Below are 20683 nucleotides of genomic sequence, written 5' to 3'. Positions count from 1 at the left end.
ATACGCACGCCATGAAGCGGTGGCTGGGCAAAGCGGAGACGACGCTCGGGAACCACAGCGACCGCCTCAACGCCATCAATATCTTCCCGGTGGCCGACGGCGACACCGGCACGAACCTCTACCTCACTGTCCGCTCCGCCGCGGCATCATTCGCAGATCGTTCCATCGCCGACGAACCGGTGAACGACGTCGGCGCCGTTCTGGCCGCGGCCGGACGGGTGGCGATGGAGCAGGCCCGGGGGAACTCCGGAACACTCTTTGCTGTCTTTTTGTGCGCAATGGCCGAGCCGCTGGTCGGGCACACCCGCCTCAGTGCGCCCCTGCTTGCCGCAGCCCTGAACCGGGCCCAGATCAGGGCATGGTCGGCCTTGAGCGAGCCGGTTCCGGGCACCATGCTCTCCGTTCTCGAAGCTGCCGCCAGGGCGGCAGGCGAATGCGATAGTGCCCACAACGGCGACGACAGCAACCAGGCGCTGGGCCTTGCCCTGGACGCCGCCGTCAATGCCGCGCTGGATGCTGTGGTGCAAACCGAGGACCAACTCGCGCCGCTACACGCCGCGCAGGTAGTGGATGCGGGTGGGGTGGGCATGCTCTTGATCCTGGACTGCCTGCGTTCGGCTGTGCTTGGGGAAGAACTCCAGGATGAGCTCCTGGACGGGCTGCACGGCTATGACCTGCAGGATCCGCACATCCATGCGGGAATGCCCGACGACGACGGCGTCGAGGTCATGTGCACCATCAGCCTTTCACCGTTGGACGCTGCCACGCTCCGTCAGCGGCTGGACGAACTTGGCGACTCCGTCATCATGAGCCAAGTGGGCAGCGCGAGCGGCCCATCGGGACCGAATGATGGCGGGGACGACGACGATGACGACGAGGACGCCGCAGAAGCCAGCTACCGGTGGCGCGTCCACGTCCACGTTCCGGAAGCTGAATCCGCCGTGGCAGTCATCCGCTCGCTCGGCGAGCCCACCGATATCTCCGTCAGCCAGCTCTCCATGCCGCGCGACCCAGGCCTTCCGGCAGGCCTGCACGGGCATGAATACTGAGCTTCACCTTCCCCTCGAGCGGAGGATCGGCAAACGCTCCGCGTCCGTCATCGAGAAGCACCTTGGCTTGGACACTGCAGGGGAGCTCCTGAACTACTTTCCCCGTCGTTACCTGAGCCGCGGGGAGCTGACGCCCATCAGTAAACTGCCGTTGGATGAAGAGGCCACCCTCATTGCCAGGGTGCTGTCCAATTCAACCCGCCAAATGCGGGCAAGGCGCGGATCGTTGACGGACGTCGTGGTGACGGACGAGGCCAGCGGTGAGCAGATTCCCGGAACCTTGAAGATCAGTTTCTTCAACGGCTTCCGCGCCCGCAATGAGCTTCAACCGGGCCGCAGGGTGATGTTCTCCGGCAAGGTCAGCCGCTACGGCGGATCGCTGGGCATGACCAATCCGGACTTCATGCTGCTCGACGAGGATCCGGAGCTGTCCGGTTCCGTCGATCCGGAAAAGCTTGCAGCCATGCCCATTCCCGTGTATCCGGCCACGGCGAAGCTCACCAGTTGGTCCATCCACAAGGTCATCACCACGCTGCTGGACACCATCGATGTGGACAGCATCGAGGATCCGCTGCCTGCCGAAATCGCGTTCCGGGAGAAATTCCTGGGGGTGGGGGACGCGTACCGGCTGATCCATTCTCCGGAAACGGCGGCTGACTGGCAGTGCGCCCGTGACCGGTTCCGCTACCAGGAGGCACTGGTTCTGCAGACTGCGCTGGCACGGCGGCGGGCCCAGTTGGCCGCAGAGGAGGCCACCGCTCGTCGGCCGGTGCCCGAAGGGCTCCTCGCTGCCTTCGACAGGCAGCTTCCGTTCACGTTGACTGCCGGCCAGGCCGCCGTCGGAAAGACGCTTTCCCACGAGCTGGCACAGGACTCGCCCATGAACCGCTTGTTGCAGGGCGAAGTTGGTTCCGGAAAGACGATCGTCGCCTTGCGGGCCATGCTGCAAGTGGTGGATGCAGGCGGGCAGGCGGCGCTGCTTGCCCCGACGGAGGTCCTCGCGGCACAGCACTTTGATTCCATCCGGAAGACCCTGGGCACGCTGTCCCGCGACGGTTTGTTCGGAGGTGCCGGGATGCTGGGCGGGGCCGGATTGTTGGACAGCGAGCCCGGGAGTGGACCCGGTACGGTCCAGGTCGCCTTGCTGACGGGCTCGATGCCGACTGCTGCCCGCAAGCAAGCCATGCTGGACGCGGCCTCGGGCAACGCCGGCATTGTGATCGGCACCCATGCGCTCCTGAGTGACAAAACCTCGTTCCAGGATCTCGGCCTGATCGTGGTGGACGAGCAGCACCGCTTTGGCGTGGAGCAGCGCGACGCCCTGCGGGCCAAGGCCAACCGGCCACCCCACCTGCTGGTGATGACGGCTACCCCGATTCCGCGCACTGTTGCCATGACCGTCTTCGGCGACCTCGAAACCTCCGTGCTGGACGAACTTCCTGCGGGCCGGGCGCCCATCTCCACCCATGTCGTCGGGCTCGCCGAAAACCCGGGCTGGGCGGTCAGGATCTGGAAACGCTCGCGGGAAGAGATCGACGCCGGCCACCAGGTGTACGTCGTGTGTCCCAAGATCGGAGACGACGACGACGGCGACTTCAGCCCGGGTGAAGCGGAACCCAGCGACGCCGAACTTTCGGAGGAAGGCCCCGCGCGCGAGCTCGCCTCGGTGACCGCCGTCGTTGAAACGCTCAGCCAGGAGCCCGCCCTGCGCGGCGTCCGGGTGGAGCCCCTCCACGGACGGCAGGATCCGGCACTCAAGTCCGAAACCATGGCCTCGTTCACCGCCAACCAGACCCAGCTATTGGTGTCCACCACGGTCATTGAGGTGGGCGTGGACGTCCATAACGCCACCCTGATGGTGATCCTCGACGCCGACCGATTCGGCATTTCGCAACTCCACCAGTTGCGTGGGAGGGTGGGCCGCGGTGGTCTTCCGGGGACTTGCCTGCTGGTCACGACGCTCGAACCCGGCCACCCAAGCCGCAGGCGCCTGGATGCCGTTGCTTCCACTACCGACGGCTTCGAGCTTTCCCAGGAAGACCTCAAGCTGCGCCGGGAAGGCGATATCCTGGGCGCTTCGCAATCCGGCGGGCGCTCCACCCTGAAGTTGTTGCGGGTCCTGGAGCATGAGGACGTGATCGCCCGCGCCCGCACCGATGCCCAGTGGCTCGTTGCCAACGATCCCGGACTGGAGGGCGAACAGGCCTTGGCCGCCGCAATTGACGAGTATCTGAACCCCGAAAAGGAGGCGTTCCTTGAACGCGGCTAAGGAATCTACGCCTGAAGGCACATCTGGGTGCGCCGGACCGGGAGGTGGCCGGTGAGCCGGATCATTGCCGGCGTGGTCGGCGGAAACCCGCTGGTCAGCGTCCCCGGAAACGCCACCCGGCCCACGACGGACCGCGTCAAGGAAGCGTTGTTCTCCCGGCTCGAGGCGCTCGACGCCATCGACGACGCCCGGGTTCTGGATCTTTACGCGGGTTCGGGGTCTCTCGGCATCGAAAGTGCAAGCCGGGGCGCGCGCTCTGCCGAACTCGTGGAATTTGATGCACGCGCCTCCGAGGTCTGCCAGCGAAATGCAGACATGGCCAACCAAGGGCTGGGGCGAAGGACTGTCTCGGTCCTACGTTCCAAAGTGGAGTCCTTCCTGGAGCGCGCGGCGGATGACGTCCTCTGGGACCTGGTGTTCCTGGATCCGCCGTACCCTTTGGATGAGCCTTCCCTCAAGGCTGTCCTCACCAAGCTTGCCTTCCACCTCGATGAAGGCGCGGTGGTCGTCGTCGAGCGTTCCTCACGGTCCCCGGAACCGGACTGGCCGGACACCCTGGAACGGTTTGCCGACAAAAAGTACGGCGAAACCAAGCTCTGGTTCGCCGAGCCCGTCTAGCGCTAGCCCGAAAGCCGGCGCTAGCCCGACAACCGGTCCAGTTCCACTCCGCTCAGTACGGCCGCCGGGTGCGGCCCCCGGGCCAGGAGTTCCGCTGTCCAGCCAGCCGGCCACGGCCGGCGCGTTCCCACCAGGATGATGTTGCCGGGATAGCGGCCGGCGAACATGCCAGCCTCAGCGAACGCGGCAACGTCCGGCACCGCCCGGCGCATCGCGGCGACCTGGCTGCGTACCAGGGTCAGGGCTGCTTCGTCGCCGACGTTGACGATGAGCACTCCATCGGGCCGGAGCCGCGCCGCGGCCTCTTCATAGAATTCCTGGCAGGCGATATGCGCCGGAGCCTCGGGACCGGAGAAGATGTCCAGGATCACGACGTCGAACTCGAGTTCCGCGGGCAGTTCGGCGAGTGTTTCGCGCGCGTCGCCGATATGGGTCTCCAAAAGGGTGCCGTCAGGCATGGGCAACTTCTGCAGCACGAAGTCGAGCAATTCACGTTCGAGTTCGACGGCGTGTTGTTCCGAACCTGGCCTCGTCGCCTGGATATAGCGGGCCAGGGTCAAGGCCCCAGCGCCGAGATGAAGTGCAGTGATTGCTTGTCCGGCCGGCGCGGCCAGATCCACCACATGGCCGATCCTGCGCAGGTATTCGTAGAAGATTTCCGCGGGTTCCGCGAGGTTGACATGGGATTGCTCGGCGTCGCCGATGCGCAGGATGTAGGCGCCGTCGATCAGCGTGTCGGCTTCGATTGCGGCATGCTGGCCGGTGGCCCGCAGGAATCGATGCCCCTCGTGATTTTGCTCCGTTGACACGGTCAGAGCTTGTTCCGCAGGGTGGCCAGCCGGGCGGCCGCTTCTTCCAATACTTCGGTCTTCTTGCAGAACGCGAACCGGAGCAGGCTGCGCGTCCTCTCCGCGCCTTCCGGGTGGCAAAACACGGGTACAGGGATGGCGGCCACTCCTACGAGCTCGGGAAGCTTTCGTGCCAAGTCCACGGAGTCCCTGATGCCGAGGGGCGCGGTGTCCACATTGATGAAGTATGTTCCCTGCGGCGTGTAGACGCCGAAGCCGGCGGCCCGCAGTCCCTCGGCCAGGATGTCCCGCTTGTGCTGGAGGGTGGACGCGATACCGCTATAGAACTCATCGGGAAGGGCAAGGCCCACTGCGATCGCACTTTGGAAGGGGGTGCCGGAACTGTAGCTGAGGAATTGTTTGACGGTGCGGATCGCCGCCACAAGGTGGGCGGGTCCGCTGAGCCAGCCGATCTTCCAGCCGGTGAACGAGAACGTCTTGCCGGCCGAGGAAATCGTGACGCTTCGTTCGGCCGCTCCGGGGATACCGGCGACCGGAAGGTGCTGCACACCGAAGGTGAGGTGCTCGTAGACTTCATCGCTGAGGATCACGGCATCGTATTTCCGGGCGAGTTCGACGACGCGTACCAGCACCTCGCGCGGGAAGACCGCCCCCGTGGGATTGTGCGGGTTGTTGAGCAGCACAACCTTGGTGCGCTCGCTGAATGCCGATTCCATGGCATCCACGTCCGGAAGGAAGTCCGGTGCCAGCAAGGGAGCGGTCACATGCTTGGCCCCGGCAAGTCCGATGATGGCGCCATAAGAGTCATAGAAGGGCTCGAAAGTCAGGACCTCGTCGCCGGGCTCGATGAATGCGAGCAATGCGGCGGCGATGGCCTCGGTGGCTCCGGTGGTCACAACGACTTCCGTCTGCGGGTCCGGGGTCAGTCCGTAGAAGCGTTCCTGGTGTGCGGCGATGGCCTCGCGAAGTTCAGGGATGCCCTTGCCGGGAGCGTACTGGTTGGCTCCCGCCGTAATGGCCGCCTGGGCTGCTGCCTTGATTTCCGCCGGCCCGTCCTCGTCCGGGAATCCCTGGCCCAGGTTGATGGCGCCGGTGGACATCGCCAGGGTGGTCATTTCTTCGAAGATGGTCACTCCTAGGCTGCCGTCGGCCGAAAGCAGGTTGGCTCCGCTGGCGGCTCGCTGCCATGGCGCGGCGGACGTGTTCTGGCTGAGAGAGGCCGGGCTCGTCACTGTGGGGTTGCCTTCCTGGGTGCTGGCTTCCGGCTCGTCCGGCCCGCCGTTTCAGCCATGGTATCGCCATAGTGCCTGCGGCCCCGGATGGGGTAGGTTCGAACCATGAGACGCGCTGTGTGCCCTGGCTCCTTCGACCCTATCCACAACGGACATTTGGAAGTCATCGCAAGGGCCGCCGGCTTGTTCGATGAAGTCGTCGTCGCGGTGTCCACCAACTACGCGAAGAAGTACCGCTTCAGCTTGGAAGAGCGCATGGACATGGCCCGGGAGACCCTGGCTTCCTTGCGGGGGATCATCGTGGAGCCCATGGGTGAGGGACTGCTCGCCGAATACTGCAGGCACCGGGGAATTTCGGCGATCGTGAAGGGCTTGCGTTCGTCCTCGGATTTTGACTACGAACTTCCCATGGCCACCATGAACCGCCAGTTGTCCGGCGTCGAGACCGTCTTTCTTCCGGCTGAGGCCCATTACCTGCATTTGTCGTCCACGCTCATCAAGGAAATCTCCCTCCTGGGCGGGGATGTCTCCGATTTCGTGCCTAAATCGGTGCTCAGGAGGCTCCTTGCTGGCGGGTCGGCAGCGGAGTAGCCCCGCAACGGGTAAGCTGGATCGGTACCTCGGGCAGAACGCGTTGTAATTGACCCGGTTTGAGTCCGCTCGCGCGTTCAGGCTAAGATGGTACGTCGGTCATATGTTCTACAGGAGTTCTCATTAAGCGAGATGCAAGTTCGCCCTTGACGCTGGACGTCAAGGACCTCGGACGTAGTCCAGGAAGCATGCGGACGCTCACGGAACATGTACCCGCGCCAAGTGACCTTGGCGTGGCACTCATTGGCGTTCAGGAAGGCTCGGATATCGAGCTCGACTTGAGGCTTGAGGCCGTACACGAAGGAATTCTGGTATCTGGAACTGTGTTCGCTGAAGTCAAGGGCGAATGCGGACGATGCCTGGATCCCCTTGCGTATGACCTTGAGGTCAATGTGCAAGAACTTTTCTTCTATGAAGGCGTCGAGCTTTCGGACGAAGAAGACGATGAAGAGCAACGTCGAGTCGAGCACGATCTAATCGATCTTGAACCGGTGTTGCGGGACGCGGTTGTAACCATGCTGCCGTTCCAGCCGGTGTGCCGGGAAGACTGCCAGGGCCTTTGCTCAATCTGCGGAGTGCGTCTGGAAGACGAGCCGGGGCACCACCACGAGGACCTGGATCCTCGCTGGGCTGCCCTAGCTGAACTGGCTAAGACCGACCGGCAAACTGATTAGTAAGTGTTGACTAAAAGAGAAATGAGATAGCCGTGGCTGTTCCCAAGCGGAAAATGTCTCGCGCAAATACACGCGCCCGCCGTGCCCAGTGGAAGGCAACTGCCCCCAACTTGGTCAAGACCATCGAAAACGGCCAGGTTGTTTACAGCCTGCCGCACCAGGCAAAGGTCGTCACCGACTCTGCCGGGACCGCGCTGTTCCTTGAATACAAGGGCCGCAAGGTCGCAGACGTCTAAATCCGCCACAAGGCTGACAAGGATGTCTTCAACTGAAGAGCTTCTGAAGCGTCTCGGTGTCTCCATTGACGCCGAGACGCTTCGTCTTGCTCTGACACATCGTTCATACGCGTATGAAAATGGTGGGATTCCCACCAATGAGCGCCTCGAATTCCTGGGCGACTCCATCCTGGGCTTTTCCGTGACCGATTCGCTCTACCGCGACAACCCGGCGCTTCCGGAGGGCGAACTCGCGAAGCGACGCTCCGCCGTCGTCAGCACCCGCGCACTGGCGGGTATCGGCAGGGACCTCGGAATCGGCGAATTCATCTACCTCGGGCAGGGCGAAAGGCTCACCGACGGTAAGAACAAGTCTTCAATTCTTGCGGACACCATGGAAGCGCTCATCGGGGCCACCTATCTTTCCAACGACATTGAGACCGCCCGGCAGCTCGTGATGCGGCTCGTTGGACCCTTGCTCAAGGATGCCGCAGCACTCGGCGCCGGCACCGACTGGAAGACCAGCATGCAGGAGCTTGCCGCAAGCCGTCAGCTCGGGTCCATCTACTATGCAGTCGAAGGCTCCGGCCCGGACCACGCGCGCAGCTTTGAGGCAGTGCTCCAGATCGGCGGCACCGCCTACGGCAAAGGCACGGGCCACTCCAAAAAGGAAGCCGAGCAGGAAGCCGCAGCAGATGCGTGGCGCACCCTTAACAGCAAGGTCGCGCTGAATGGCAAAGCCGACTCTCCGGCTGATCCCGCGCACAGCGCCTGATTCTTCACATGCCGGAACTGCCCGAAGTCGAAGTGGTCCGCCGCGGCCTGGCACGCTGGGTGCGCGGCCGGACCATCACTGACGTGGAGGTGCTCGATCCCCGTTCCATCCGCCGTCACGCGTTGGGCACGGAAGACTTCATCGGGAACCTTGAGAACTCCACGGTTTTGGATGTCGTCCGGCGCGGCAAGTTCCTGTGGATGCCCCTGCGGACCGAGGAACCCGGCGGCACCGGCGGGGCTGTGTCCGGCAAAATGATCCCCGGCGAAGCGGTCCCCGGCGTCGCGCTGATGGCGCACCTCGGTATGAGCGGGCAGCTCCTCATGCAGGATCCGGGGGTTCCGGACGAGAAGCACCTCAAAGTCCGCTTCCGCCTCAGCACGTCGGATGGCATGCCGGAGCAGTTGCGGTTCGTGGACCAACGGATCTTCGGCGGACTGTTTGTCACCTCGCTTGTACCGACCTCCGACGGCGGTCCCGGCGGCCAGGGCGAGACACCCCTCCCGGAAATTGCTGAAGAAGCCTCGCACATCGCCCGCGATCCGCTGGACCCGCATTTTTCCTTTGACGACTTCTACCGCAAGGTCAAAGCCCGCAAGACCGGGCTCAAGCGTGCCCTGTTGGATCAGGGAGTCATCTCCGGGATAGGCAACATCTACGCCGACGAATCGCTCTGGCGGGCCAAGCTGCACTATGCCAAACCGACAGACACCCTCAAGCGGGCCGATGCCGTGAGGCTCGTCGATGCCGCGAAGGAAGTCATGAGCGACGCCCTCGCAGCCGGCGGGACGAGCTTCGATTCGCTTTACGTCAATGTCAACGGAGTTTCGGGATACTTCGCCCGGTCCTTGGATGCCTATGGACGGGCGGGCGAGCCGTGCAGGCGGTGTTCCGCCCTTGGACTTCCGGGTGTGATCAAACGCGAGCAATTCATGAACCGCTCCTCGTACACGTGCCCGATCTGCCAGCCGAAGCCGCGCAACGGCCGCTGGTAGCGCGGATTCGCCGGTTTGCCCCGCAAATCCGGGGATTTCCGCCGTCGGGCAGTAGATTGAGAACGGGAATTCAGCCACCGGCGACATTGAAAGAGATCCGAAACACCTTGCATCTGAAAAGTTTGACTGTCCGGGGATTCAAGTCGTTCGCGTCGGCCACGACGTTCGACTTCGAGCCGGGCGTCACCGCCGTTGTTGGCCCCAACGGTTCGGGCAAGTCCAATGTGGTTGACGCGCTGGCCTGGGTCATGGGCGAACAGGGCGCCAAGACCCTGCGCGGCGGCAAAATGGAAGACGTCATCTTCGCCGGCACATCGGGGCGGCCTCCGCTGGGCCGCGCGCACGTTGCCCTGACGATCGACAACGCAGACGGCGCCCTGCCGATCGAGTACAGCGAAGTCACCATTTCCCGCACGCTCTTCCGGACCGGCGGATCCGAGTACGCCATCAACGGATCGCCCTGCCGCCTCCTGGACATCCAGGAATTGCTCTCGGATTCAGGCCTTGGCCGGGAGATGCATGTGATCGTGGGGCAGGGGCAGTTGGACCGCGTCCTGCACGCCACCCCCGAGGACCGCAGGGGATTCATTGAAGAAGCCGCAGGTATCCTCAAGCATCGGCGTCGCAAGGAAAAGACCGTCCGCAAGCTGGAAGCCATGCAGGCGAACCTGCAACGCCTTGGTGACCTCACGGCGGAAATCCGTCGTCAACTCACGCCGCTGGGCAAGCAGGCCGAAGTCGCCCGCCGCGCCCAGACCGTGCAGTTCGACGTCCGCGACGCCAAGTCCCGGCTGCTGGCCGATGATCTCGTCCGGCACACCCGGGCGTTGGAGAAGGATGTCGCCGACGAGGCCGCGTTGAAAGAGCGCCGCGAGGTAGTGGAAGCGGAGCTCGCCGCAGGCCGCCAACGCCAGATCCGCCTCGAGCAGCTCGCGGCCGAGGCGACACCCCGGCTCAATGCGGCCAGGGACGATTGGTACCAGCTGTCCGCAACCAGGGACCGGCTCCGCGCCTTGGGATCGCTCGCGACCGAGCGTCGCCGCCTCCTCGGCGCCTCCGACGCTGCCCCGGATTCAGGCCGCGATCCGGACCATCTGGACCGGCAGGCCGCCCGGGTCCGGCAGGAACAATTGGAGCTTGAGCACGACATCCTGGCGAAGCAAGCGGGCCTGCTTGAGGCAACCGCAGCCAAACAGGACGCCGAGAACCTGGCCGCCGCCGAAGACAAACGCCTGACGGCCGTGTTGCGGGCAGCCGCCGATCGCCGTGAAGGCCTCGCGAAGCTCGTCGGTCAATTGGCCGCCGCACGCTCCCGGGCCGAGGCGGCTGAGGCTGAGCGGGGCAGGCTCAGGGAATCGCTGGCAGCCGGTGAGGAACGTCGTCGCCACGCGCAAAGCGAATTTACGGCCCTCGAGTCGCAAGTGGCCGGCGTCGAAGACGGCGAAGAAAGCCTCGACGCCGAATACGAAGACGCCAGCGCCCTTCTTGACGAGATCAACGCCGAGATTGAGGCGTTGAAGGCTGCCGAACGCGATGAAGTCCGCGAACGCGATGCGCTCACCGCCCGCCGTGATGCCTTGCAGCTTGGACTCAACCGCAAGGATGGCTCCTCGCGGCTTCTGTCCTCGGACCACCCCGGCGTGTTGGGCCCGCTCGCTTCCCTCCTGAGGGTGGAGCCCGGGTATGAGACTGCCGTGGCCGCAGCACTTGGCAGTGCTTCCGACGCCGTCGTGGTGGCGGACGGCGCGGGGGCCGTCGCCGCGATGCGGCTCTTGAAGGACGCCGACGCCGGACGCGCCTCGCTTTTGGTGGCAGGCGCTGTGCCCTCTGCGGGTCCCGAGGCTGGCCTGCCGGAGTCGCCGATGCTGCCCGACGGCGCGCGCTGGGCCGCCGAGTTGGTGGCGGCTGACGCTCCCGAAGCGAGAGGCGTCATGACCCTCCTGGCGTCCACCGCCGTCGTCGACGACTTGGAAACGGCGGCCAGCCTCATTGCCGGCAACCCGGGGCTTACCGCAGTGACCCGGGAAGGAGATGTCTTCAGGGCACTGACGGTGGACGGTGGATCGTCCACGGCGCCGTCGCTCCTTGAAGTCCAGGCCGCAGTGGACGACGCCGATGCCCGGCTCCTGGAGCTCGCCACCCGTCTTGAGCGGGGAAAGTTCGCCCTGGCTGGAGCCGAAGCACGCCGGGCCGATGCCCAGGAACGGGCGAACGCGGCGCTCGACAAACTCCACGATTCGGATGCCCGCCTGGCTGCCGTCGCCGAACGGCTTGGCCACTTGAATTCCCAGTTGCGCAGCGCCGTCGCGGAGCGCGATCGAATGGCGGAGTCCCTGGCCAAGGCCGAACTGAACATCGCCGTGGCAGAGGAGTCCCTTGAGCTTGCGGCGGAACGGTTGGCCGCAGCAGAAGAGGCCCCCCAGGAGGAAGAGCCGTCCACGGAGCAACGCGATGCCTTGGCCAGGGCTGCCAGCGAAGCACGGTCCCGTGAGATGGAGGTCAGGCTGGGCCTGCGGAGCGCTGAAGAACAGCTCGCCGCGACCAGCAACCGGGCCGCCTCCTTGGAGCGGGCCGCCGCGAGCGAACGGCGGGCACGGGAGGAAGCTGCCCGCCGGGCCTTGCGTCGCAAAGCGCAAGCCGAGCGGGCTTCCGCCGTTGCTTCCGCCGTCGAACAGACCGTGCGTTTCGTTGACGTGTCAGTGGACCTGGCCGCCCGCGCCCGGGACGTCGCCGAGGCCGTCCGGGAGCAGCGCGAAAAGGAACTCGCTGATGTCCGGAGCAGCAATGAGAAGTTGGCCCAGGAGCTCGCGGGACTGACGGACTCCGTCCACCGGGACGAACTCGCGCGAGCCCAGCAACGGCTCAGGATCGAAGCGCTGGAAACCCGCGCCATCGAGGAGCTTGGCCTGTCGGCGGAACAACTCGTGGCCGACTTCGGTCCGGACCAGCCCGTTCCCGTGCCTGCCGCCGCCGTGGACAAGTGGGCCGAACTCCGCACGCCGGTGGACGAGGACGGGAACGCCATCGTCGAGGGTGTTCCCTTCGTCCGCGCCGAGCAGGAGAAACGGCTCCGCAAGGCCGAAAGGGACCTCGCAGCCCTTGGCAAAGTGAACCCCCTGGCGCTTGAGGAATTCGCCGCACTCGAAGAGCGCCACCAATTCCTGAGCACGCAGCTGGAAGACCTCAAGTCCAGTCGCAAGGACCTTTTGGATATCATCAAGGAGGTGGACAACCGCGTCCAGCAGGTCTTTGCCGAGGCCTTCGCCGATACCTCCAAACAGTTCGACCACGTCTTTGCGCGGCTCTTCCCCGGCGGTGAAGGCAAGTTGGTGCTAACGGACCCTGATGACATGCTGACCACCGGCATCGAGGTGGAGGCACGGCCTGCCGGGAAGAAGATCAAGCGGTTGTCCTTGCTTTCCGGTGGCGAACGGTCGTTGACGGCTGTCGCGCTGCTCGTGGCGATTTTCAAGGCGCGGCCTTCGCCGTTCTACGTCATGGACGAAGTGGAAGCCGCGTTGGACGATACGAACCTGGGCAGGCTGATCACGATTTTCGAAGAGCTGCGCGAGTCCAGCCAGCTGATTGTCATTACGCACCAGAAGCGGACCATGGAAGTCGCGGACGCCCTCTACGGAGTGACTATGCGGGGCGACGGCGTGTCCACCGTCATCAGCCAAAGGCTCGGTGCCGAGGTCTAGCTTTGTGAGAAGCTAGGGGAGTGAACGATCTCCTCCCCATTATTTTGTCCATTGTCGCTGCCATCGTGGTGGTCGGAGGGCTGATTCCTGTCCTGCTCAAGGCGCGGAAGTCCTCCTCGACTTACGCTGGAAAGCGCGACGCCAACGACCCCGCCGACAAGGCGCCGGCAGGCGGCGGAACGATCGTCGACGACGCCCCCGGGATCGCGCCGGATCGCACGGCGCCCGGGCCAGTCGTCGAACCCGCCGACCTCGCCGTACCGGAGACCGACGTTCCGGACGACGCCGCGGGACTGGAACTTATCCAGGTGGAGACCCCTGCGCCTGTCGAGGGCCGCCTCAACCGGCTTCGCGCGCGGTTGGTCAAATCGAACAGCATTCTCGGGAAGGGTCTCCTGGCCCTGCTTTCGAGCGACAAGATCGACGAAAACGTCTGGGACGAAGTCGAAGAGACACTGCTGCTCGCCGACCTCGGCACCGAGCCCACCATGCAGCTGGTCGATGCCTTGCGTGCGCGGGTCAAGGTCCAAGGCACCCGTAGCCCCGAGGATGTCAAGGCCCTCCTGCGCGAGGAACTCATCAAGCTCGTGGATCCCACGATGGACCGCAGCCTGAACGTGGAACGCAAGGGCGCCCACCCGGCCATCATGATCGTCGTCGGCGTCAACGGGGTGGGCAAGACCACCACCGTCGGCAAGCTGGCGCGCGTTCTCGTCGCCGAAGACAAGGACGTCCTGCTGGGCGCCGCCGACACCTTCCGTGCGGCGGCTGCCGAGCAGCTCGCTACGTGGGGTCAGCGTGTCGGCGTCGCAACCGTCAGGTCGCACGTCGTCGGCGCAGACCCAGCCTCTGTCGCCTATGAAGCCGTCAAGTCCGGCATTGAGCAGGAAGTGGATGTCGTCATGATCGACACCGCCGGCCGCTTGCAAAACAAGGTTGGCCTCATGGACGAGCTCAGCAAGGTCAAGCGCGTCATCGAGAAGCTGGCCGAAGTGGACGAAGTCCTGCTCGTACTGGATGCGACCACCGGACAGAACGGCCTGAACCAGGCCAAGGTCTTCTCCGAGGTAGTCAACATCACGGGAATCGTGCTTACGAAGCTGGACGGTACCGCGAAGGGCGGGATCGTCGTCGCGATCCAAAAGGCCCTCGGCGTGCCGGTGAAGCTTGTTGGACTGGGCGAAGGCCCGGACGACCTCGCGCCGTTCGAGGCCGAAGCCTTCGTCGACGCCCTGCTCAACTAGGCGCATCCAGCCCAACTAGCTAGCAGTTGTTGTCGTTTTCAAGGCGCTTAACGACATCTACTGCTAGCTAGTTGGGTGAGTCGACGCTTTCCTGGCCGCGCTGCATCGGCTCGCGTGCCGCGGACCAGCCGACGGCGGCGAGCAGGAGGATGCCGCCGGTTGCGCCGAAGGCCCAGCCGTAGCCAAGTCCATCAGCCACGAGGCCGACGAGGACAGGGCCAACAATAGCTCCGGCGTCGGAGGCCATCTGGAAAACCGCCAGCACCTTGCCGCCGGAACGGCCACGGCCGATGATGTCCCCGACGGCGGCCTGCTGGGCCGGGTTCAGCAAGCCGGAGCCGAAGCCGGCAGCAGCCGACGCAGCGAAAAACGCGGGAAGATTGCCGGTCAACCCGATGGTCGCGGTGGCCAGGCCGGTGACTATCAAGCCCAGCAGCATCATGGGCTTCCGGCCGAAACTATCAGCCATGCGGCCGGAGAAGGTCAGCGCCAGCGCGTTTCCTCCCGCGAACACGGCCAGCGCCCAACCCGCCGAGGCGGAGCCTCCGGCCAGCACAACCACTGCGAACAAGGGGACAGTGGCCATTCGCACGCCGAAGGTCGCCCAGCCATTGCTGAAACTGGAGAACAGGGCGGCCCGGTAGGCAGAATCGCCCAAAGCCTCCTTCATGCGCATTGCCGGCCCCGCCGCGCCGCCTTGCTTCGCTCCCCCTGAACGTCCCGTCAACTGCGTGCGAACAACCAAGGCCGCCAGGACCAAGGCTGCCGCGTAGGCGAGGAAGGGGACGCGCAGGCCGAAGCCGGCCAGCAGCCCGCCAACCACGGGACCCAGGACGCTGCCGATCAGGAATGCGGAGGCGTACGCGCCGGAGACCCGTCCGCGGCTTTCCGGAGGGGCGAGCCTGATCAAGAGGCCCATCGCCGCAACCGTGAACATCACGGAACCGGCTCCGCCAAGGCCCCGGAAGACCAGCAGCTGCCAATAGTTCTGGGCGAAGGCGCAGGCTGCCGTCGACGCAGCCACAATCAGCAACCCTGCGATGTACACGGGACGCTCGCCGAACCGACCCATCAGGGCACCCCCGGCCGGAGCGAACACCAAGCGCATGAACGCGAAAATGCTCACGATCACCGCGGCTGCCGTTGCTCCGACGTCGAACGTCGTGGCGAACTGGGGGAGTACGGGCGCCACGAGGCCGAAACCCAAGGCAATCAGGAACGCTGCCGCCAACATCACCTTGATGTCCCGTGGCATTGCAGCCTTCGCGGCCCTCGCTCCTTGATTGGCGGGGGATTCGGGGCTTGCAGTCATGGTGTCGGGGTCCTCTGGGTAGTACGAGCGCGGGGAAAGTGGAACTGACGAAACATATCCGTAACAAGGGTGATATGCACCATTTACGTTCGAGAAGTTCTTGTAACAGCCCCGCAATCTAAAACCTTCGCAGGTGAAACACTGCCCCGCAAAACTCTTATGTAGAACGCAAATGCGTTGGGACAGGCGGCTCAGCCCGCAACTAAAAGCAGAGAGGACGTAGACATGGACTTCACCGCCGGTCTCGTTTGGCTCCTGGTCGCATCAGCCTTCGTGCTGTTCATGACCCCGGGCCTGGCATTCTTCTATGGCGGCATGACCCGTGCCAAGGCCGCCCTGAACATGATGATGATGAGCTTCATCGCCATCGGCACAGTGACCCTCGTATGGGTCCTGTGGGGCGCCTCGATGTCCACAAGCAACACGGACAACTTCTTCCAGATCTTCGCGAATCCGTTCAGCCACTTCGGTCTGCACAACTTCACCGATCCGGCAGACCTCCTCCACGTTGGATACGCCGCAACCTTTGCGATCATCACCGTCGCCCTCATCTCCGGTGCCATCGCGGACCGCGCCAAGTTCTCGGCCTGGACGCTGTTTACCCCGATCTGGGCCACCCTCGTCTACGCACCCCTGGCCTACATGGTCTGGGGCGGCGGCCTCTTCTCGGCAACCGGCTGGTTCGGCCAGACTTTCGCTCCCGTCATCGACTTCGCCGGTGGCACCGTGGTGCACATCAACGCCGGTGTGGCCGGCCTCATCCTCGTCCTGATCATCGGCAACCGCAAGGGCTTCGGCAAGGACCCGAACCACCGCCCGCACAACGTGCCCCTGGTCATGCTCGGTGCAGCCATCCTCTGGTTCGGCTGGTTCGGCTTCAACGCCGGTGCCGCCGCAAACGTGCAGCAGGCTGGCCTGATCTGGATCAACACGCTCGTCGCACCGGCAGCGGCCATGCTCGGCTGGCTTGTCGTGGAGCGCATCCGTGATGGCCACCCCACGTCGCTTGGTGCGGCATCGGGCGTCGTCGCCGGCCTGGTTGCCATCACCCCGGCTTGCGCCAACGTTTCCCCGCTCGGCGCCATCGCACTCGGTATTGCAGCCGGCGTCGCCTCGGCCCTTGCTGTCGGCCTGAAGTTCAAGCTCGGCTACGACGACTCCCTGGACGTCGTCGGCGTCCACCTGGTGTCCGGCATCATCGGCACCGTGGCCATCGGCTTCCTCGCCACCCCGACCCAGGGTCCCGCAGGCCTGTTCTACGGCGGGGGGACCACCCAGCTGGTTGCACAGTCGCTCGCAGCGCTTTGCTCGATCGTCTTCACCGGCGTGATGACGTTCATCATCGCCTACCCGATCCACAAGCTCATGGGCTTCCGGATCTCCGAACGCCAGGAGATCGCCGGTGCAGACCTCAGCCTGCACGCCGAGACGGCATACGAGTTCGGTGTCGGCGGCCACGGCGGAAGCTTCCAGCCCCTTCACGACCTCATCACCGGCAAGGTATCGTCCGAAGCAGCTGACGAAGCATCCGTATCAGGCAAGGAGAGTGTCCAGGCATGAAACTCATTACGGCGATCGTCCGCCCGGAGAAGCTCGACGCCATCCGCGAGGGGCTCGAAGCATACGGGGTACAGGGACTGACGGTCAGCGCGGCCAGCGGCTACGGCCGGCAGCGTGGTTACACCGAGGTGTACCGCGGGGCCGAGTACAACGTGGATCTGCTTCCCAAGATCCGCGTGGAGGTCCTGGCCACGGATGAGCAAGCAGACGACATCCTCGATGTCCTGATTGCTTCCTCCAATACCGGCCGTGCCGGTGACGGCAAGGTCTGGACCGTAGACGTCTACGAAGCAGTCCGTGTCCGCACGGGCGAGCGGGGCGCAGCAGCCATCTAAGGCCCAACGCAACGAGGGGCCGGGTACCTGGAAAGGTACCCGGCCCCTCTTGCGTGTGCCCTTGCGGAGGAGCGCAGGAGCGTGGCCGCCTGGTTAGTCCCCGACGGCGGTGGGCCAGTCCACGGGACCCGGCCCGCCGGCGTCGTACTTTTCGAGCGGCACGGAATCCTTGGCCCAGGCCTTGAGCACGGGCTCGATGATCCGCCAGCAGTCGACGGCGGTGTCGCCGCGGACCGAGAGCAGCGGATCGCCGGTAATAACGCCTTCCAACACTTCTCCGTAGGGCAGCAGATCGGAGGCATTCAGTTCTGCGTTGAGCGTCACTCGATCGAGAGTAAAGATATTTCCGGGACCGTTGACGTCGACGTCGATCTGCAGGGTGTCAGGACCGAAGCCGATGCGCAGCTGGTTGGGGGAGTCCACACCCTCGAATCCGGACGGCAGGTGCGGGACGGGCCGGAAGGTGACGATCGCCTCTTTCCGCGCGGCACCCAAAGCCTTTCCCGAGCGCAGGATGAAGGGGACGCCTTTCCAGCGCCAGTTATCGATTCCCACTTCGACTTCTGCGAGCGTCTCCGTTTCCCGGCCAGGGTCCACGCCCGCTTCGGCGACATAGTCCGGCACGTCCCGGTCGCCGATCCGGCCGGCGGTGTAGCGCGCCCGTCGGGTGGACTTCTTGTAGGGCGCGGTGATGCTGCTCGCACGCAGCACCGTTGAAATGGCGTCGCGGAGATCGCGCTCGCCGATGGTGGAAGGGGCATCGATGGCAAGCAATGCCATGATGTGGAGCAAATGGCTCTGGATCATGTCCTTGAGGGCGCCGGCTCCGTCGTAGTAGCGGGCACGCCCTTCGAGTGCGAGGTCTTCGTCGAAGATGATCTCCACTTTTTCGATGTGGTCCCGGTTCCACACCGGCTCCAGGAACCTGTTGGCGAAGCGCAGGCCCAGGATGTTGAAGACGGTGGCCTTGCCAAGGAAGTGGTCCACGCGGTGGATGTGGTCTTCCGGGACCAAAGCGGCGAGGGTCTTGTTGAGTTCACGGGCGGATTCGGAGCTGGATCCGAAGGGTTTCTCCATCACCAGGCTCGTTCCGGGAGGGAGCTGCTGGGCGGTGAGGACCTCGCAGGCCTTCTGGCTGATGTGTGGAGGCAAAGCGAAATAGACGGCGATTGGTGCTTCAAGCCCGGCCAGGAGCGTCGCGAGCTGGCCGTCCGCGGTGACATCCACTTGATGGTATTCGGTACTTTTCTCCAGTGCCGCGATTGCTTTCTTGCCTGCGGCACTTGCACCCTTGGCTGCCTCCTCGAAGGCGTCGCCCACGCGTTTGGTCCATTGTTCGGGCGTCCATGGGTCGGAGCCCGCTCCGACAAGCTTCAGGCCGTCCGCGAGGCCGCTTGCCACGAGCCTGGCGAGGCCCGGCAACAGCAATCGGCCCGTCAGATCTCCGGAGGCGCCTAGGATGAGCAACGTATTTACTGTTGTTTTGCTGGTCACTGTGCCAGCATGCCATCTTGCAGGCGCGTCTTGGTACCCTAGATAGTCGAGTCCCTCAGTTGAGTCAGATTTGTTTGGGGCAGGAATCGTCAAGATATTGGTGCGTCGGAACGGCCGCCATTCGTAGACCATTGAAAGAAGTGCACGGCGCGTGTTCAATTCACTCTCTGACCGGTTGACAGCAACCTTCAAGAATCTCCGTGGCAAGGGCCGCCTCACTGAGGCCGACGTCGACGCCACCGTCCGCGAGATCAGGCGTGCCCTTTTGGACGCCGACGTTGCCGTGCCCGTGGTCCGCGAGTTCACTGGCCGCATCCGTGAACGCGCCTTGGGCGCCGAAGTTTCCGCGGCACTGAACCCGAGCCAGCAGATCGTCAAGATCGTCAATGAGGAACTCCAGGAGATCCTCGGGGGCGAGACCCGCCGTATCCGCTTGGCGAAGACCGGCCCCACCATCATCATGCTCGCCGGGTTGCAGGGTGCGGGTAAGACCACCCTCGCGGGCAAGCTTGCCAAATGGCTCAAGGCGCAAGGCCACAGCCCTGTGCTCGTTGCCGCCGACCTCCAGCGTCCAAACGCCGTTACGCAGCTCCAGATTGTCGGCGAACGCGCCGGCGTACCTGTGTTCGCTCCGCACCCCGGCACCACCTCGGATCTGGATGTTCCCACCGGCGACCCCGTCGCCGTCGCACGCGCCGGCGTCGACGAAGCCCGGCAGAAGCTGCACGACGTCGTGATCGTGGACACCGCGGGACGCCTCGGCGTCGACGCCGAAATGATGGACCAGGCGCGCCGTATCCGCCAGGCGATCATCCCGAACGAAGTGCTGTTCGTCATCGACTCCATGATCGGCCAGGACGCCGTCAACACGGCAGTTGCCTTCGACGAAGGCGTCAACTTCACCGGCGTCGTGCTGTCGAAGCTCGACGGCGACGCCCGCGGTGGTGCCGCGCTCTCGGTCGCGTCCGTCACCGGCAAGCCGGTCATGTTCGCATCCACCGGCGAAGGCCTGGACGACTTCGAACTGTTCCACCCGGACCGCATGGCTTCCCGCATCCTCGACATGGGTGACGTTCTCACCCTGATCGAACAGGCCGAGAAGAACTGGGACAAGGATGAAGCGGCCCGGATGGCGAAGAAGTTCGCCGACCAGGAAGACTTCACCCTGGACGACTTCCTCGCCCAGATGCAGCAGATCCGCAACATGGGCTCCATGAAGAAAATGCTCATGATGATGCCGGGTGCGCAGAACATCCGCCAGCAGCTGGAGCAGTTCGACGAGCGGGAAATCGATCGCGTGGAGGCGATTGTCCGCTCCATGACCCCGCACGAGCGTCTGGCTCCGAAGATCATCAACGGCTCCCGTCGGGCCCGCATCGCCCGTGGTTCCGGTGTGCACGTCTCCGAGGTCAACGGCCTCCTGGAGCGTTTCGCGCAGGCCCAGAAGATGATGAAGAAGCTGGCCCAGGGCGGCGGCATGCCCGGGATGCCTGGCATGCCCGGCCTCGGTGGCGGTTCCCGCAAGGCAAGCAAGAACGCGCCCAAGAAGAAGGCCCGTTCCGGAAACCCCGCCAAGGCTGCCCAGGAACTGCGCGACGCCGAGAACAAGCGGGCGAACGCCGTCCGCACCGGCGCGGCATTCGGCCAGCCATCCGGCGACTTCGACCCCTCGCAGCTGAACCTGCCCAAGGGCTTCGACAAGTTCCTCGGTAAGTAGCTATCCCACCCAACTGGCTAGCAGTAGGTGTCGTTTTGACCCCTCAGAACGACAACAACTGCTAGTGAGTTGGGTTGTCAGCCCCGTGCCATA

17 protein-coding genes are annotated in these 20683 nt (G+C 64.5%); 13 read left to right on the top strand and 4 right to left on the bottom strand.

Going from position 1 to position 20683, the window contains the following annotated elements; translation table 11 throughout:
- Positions 1 to 11: 11 nt before the first annotated feature.
- The 3 genes from VLA65_RS03855 to rsmD are packed head-to-tail and all read left to right on the top strand — an operon-like array spanning position 12 to position 3936.
- Positions 12 to 1049 carry a DAK2 domain-containing protein gene (locus VLA65_RS03855; protein ID WP_332602056.1) on the top strand — a complete coding sequence of 346 codons (1038 nt, stop codon included), beginning with the start codon at positions 12 to 14 and terminating at the stop codon, positions 1047 to 1049.
- On the top strand, positions 1039 to 3318 hold the full coding sequence (locus VLA65_RS03850) for an ATP-dependent DNA helicase RecG (protein WP_332601861.1): 2280 nt from the start codon (positions 1039 to 1041) through the stop codon (positions 3316 to 3318). The genes VLA65_RS03855 and VLA65_RS03850 overlap by 11 nt, the downstream gene beginning before the upstream one ends.
- A gap of 51 nt (positions 3319 to 3369) precedes the next feature.
- Entirely contained in the window at positions 3370 to 3936 is a 567-nt protein-coding gene (gene rsmD, locus VLA65_RS03845) for a 16S rRNA (guanine(966)-N(2))-methyltransferase RsmD (protein ID WP_306960825.1), read from the top strand.
- 20 nt (positions 3937 to 3956) lie between these two features.
- Here rsmD and VLA65_RS03840 read toward each other — a convergent pair whose 3' ends face one another.
- A complete protein-coding gene (locus VLA65_RS03840) occupies positions 3957 to 4745 on the bottom strand; it encodes a spermidine synthase (RefSeq protein ID WP_332601860.1) in 789 nt (262 codons plus the stop codon).
- Positions 4746 to 4747: 2 nt separating this feature from the next.
- Positions 4748 to 5977, bottom strand: a complete 1230-nt coding sequence (locus tag VLA65_RS03835; RefSeq protein WP_059387663.1) for an aminotransferase class I/II-fold pyridoxal phosphate-dependent enzyme — start codon at positions 5975 to 5977, stop codon at positions 4748 to 4750.
- A gap of 105 nt (positions 5978 to 6082) precedes the next feature.
- Between VLA65_RS03835 and coaD the strand changes: the two genes are divergently transcribed.
- The 7 genes from coaD to ftsY all read left to right on the top strand — a co-directional run bounded on the left by coaD (position 6083) and on the right by ftsY (position 14172).
- Positions 6083 to 6568 (top strand): pantetheine-phosphate adenylyltransferase, encoded by a 486-nt coding sequence (gene coaD / locus VLA65_RS03830; protein WP_059387664.1) that lies wholly within the window; start codon positions 6083 to 6085, stop codon positions 6566 to 6568.
- A 146-nt stretch (positions 6569 to 6714) separates the two neighbouring features.
- On the top strand, positions 6715 to 7242 hold the full coding sequence (locus VLA65_RS03825) for a YceD family protein (RefSeq protein ID WP_059387665.1): 528 nt from the start codon (positions 6715 to 6717) through the stop codon (positions 7240 to 7242).
- Between the two features lie 32 nt (positions 7243 to 7274).
- On the top strand, positions 7275 to 7478 hold the full coding sequence (gene rpmF / locus VLA65_RS03820; RefSeq protein WP_028264646.1) for a 50S ribosomal protein L32: 204 nt from the start codon (positions 7275 to 7277) through the stop codon (positions 7476 to 7478).
- A gap of 22 nt (positions 7479 to 7500) precedes the next feature.
- Positions 7501 to 8232: a ribonuclease III gene (gene rnc / locus VLA65_RS03815; RefSeq protein WP_284988344.1), complete on the top strand. Its 732-nt coding sequence runs from the start codon at positions 7501 to 7503 to the stop codon at positions 8230 to 8232.
- 8 nt (positions 8233 to 8240) lie between these two features.
- Complete coding sequence (gene mutM / locus VLA65_RS03810) at positions 8241 to 9227, top strand: bifunctional DNA-formamidopyrimidine glycosylase/DNA-(apurinic or apyrimidinic site) lyase (protein ID WP_332601859.1); 987 nt, start codon at positions 8241 to 8243, stop codon at positions 9225 to 9227.
- 107 nt (positions 9228 to 9334) lie between these two features.
- Positions 9335 to 12928 (top strand): chromosome segregation protein SMC, encoded by a 3594-nt coding sequence (gene smc / locus VLA65_RS03805; protein WP_332601858.1) that lies wholly within the window; start codon positions 9335 to 9337, stop codon positions 12926 to 12928.
- A 20-nt stretch (positions 12929 to 12948) separates the two neighbouring features.
- Positions 12949 to 14172 carry a signal recognition particle-docking protein FtsY gene (ftsY, locus tag VLA65_RS03800; RefSeq protein WP_332601857.1) on the top strand — a complete coding sequence of 408 codons (1224 nt, stop codon included), beginning with the start codon at positions 12949 to 12951 and terminating at the stop codon, positions 14170 to 14172.
- Between the two features lie 67 nt (positions 14173 to 14239).
- Here the strand turns inward: ftsY and VLA65_RS03795 are convergent, their stop codons facing one another.
- Positions 14240 to 15484, bottom strand: a complete 1245-nt coding sequence (locus tag VLA65_RS03795; protein WP_306960816.1) for an MFS transporter — start codon at positions 15482 to 15484, stop codon at positions 14240 to 14242.
- A 225-nt stretch (positions 15485 to 15709) separates the two neighbouring features.
- Here VLA65_RS03795 and VLA65_RS03790 point away from each other — a divergent pair, with 225 nt between their 5' ends.
- Positions 15710 to 17044, top strand: a complete 1335-nt coding sequence (locus tag VLA65_RS03790) for an ammonium transporter (protein WP_059387668.1) — start codon at positions 15710 to 15712, stop codon at positions 17042 to 17044.
- Entirely contained in the window at positions 17041 to 17379 is a 339-nt protein-coding gene (locus tag VLA65_RS03785; protein WP_028264639.1) for a P-II family nitrogen regulator, read from the top strand. The genes VLA65_RS03790 and VLA65_RS03785 overlap by 4 nt, the downstream gene beginning before the upstream one ends.
- A 93-nt stretch (positions 17380 to 17472) precedes the next feature.
- On the opposite strand, the gene VLA65_RS03780 is transcribed toward VLA65_RS03785, so the two are convergent.
- Positions 17473 to 18873, bottom strand: a complete 1401-nt coding sequence (locus tag VLA65_RS03780; protein ID WP_332601856.1) for a glucose-6-phosphate dehydrogenase — start codon at positions 18871 to 18873, stop codon at positions 17473 to 17475.
- 151 nt (positions 18874 to 19024) lie between these two features.
- Here VLA65_RS03780 and ffh point away from each other — a divergent pair, with 151 nt between their 5' ends.
- Positions 19025 to 20590: a signal recognition particle protein gene (gene ffh, locus VLA65_RS03775; protein WP_284988338.1), complete on the top strand. Its 1566-nt coding sequence runs from the start codon at positions 19025 to 19027 to the stop codon at positions 20588 to 20590.
- The last annotated feature ends 93 nt before the right edge of the window (positions 20591 to 20683 follow it).

The organism is Arthrobacter sp. S2(2024) (assembly GCF_036662515.1).
Lineage (GTDB): Bacteria > Actinomycetota > Actinomycetes > Actinomycetales > Micrococcaceae > Arthrobacter.
The sequence above is the reverse complement of the archived record's forward strand: the minus strand, read 5'-3'. Positions and strand labels throughout refer to the sequence as shown.

What these genes read in the sequence shown, in the direction of transcription:
- mutM (WP_332601859.1), top strand. Translation starts at nt 8,241, where the DNA reads ATGCCGGAACTGCCCGAAGTCGAAGTGGTCCGCCGCGGCCTGGCACGC.
- VLA65_RS03795 (WP_306960816.1), bottom strand. Translation starts at nt 15,484, where the DNA reads ATGACTGCAAGCCCCGAATCCCCCGCCAATCAAGGAGCGAGGGCCGCG.
- VLA65_RS03850 (WP_332601861.1), top strand. Translation starts at nt 1,039, where the DNA reads ATGAATACTGAGCTTCACCTTCCCCTCGAGCGGAGGATCGGCAAACGC.
- rnc (WP_284988344.1), top strand. Translation starts at nt 7,501, where the DNA reads ATGTCTTCAACTGAAGAGCTTCTGAAGCGTCTCGGTGTCTCCATTGAC.
- VLA65_RS03785 (WP_028264639.1), top strand. Translation starts at nt 17,041, where the DNA reads ATGAAACTCATTACGGCGATCGTCCGCCCGGAGAAGCTCGACGCCATC.
- VLA65_RS03790 (WP_059387668.1), top strand. Translation starts at nt 15,710, where the DNA reads ATGGACTTCACCGCCGGTCTCGTTTGGCTCCTGGTCGCATCAGCCTTC.
- coaD (WP_059387664.1), top strand. Translation starts at nt 6,083, where the DNA reads ATGAGACGCGCTGTGTGCCCTGGCTCCTTCGACCCTATCCACAACGGA.
- VLA65_RS03855 (WP_332602056.1), top strand. Translation starts at nt 12, where the DNA reads ATGAAGCGGTGGCTGGGCAAAGCGGAGACGACGCTCGGGAACCACAGC.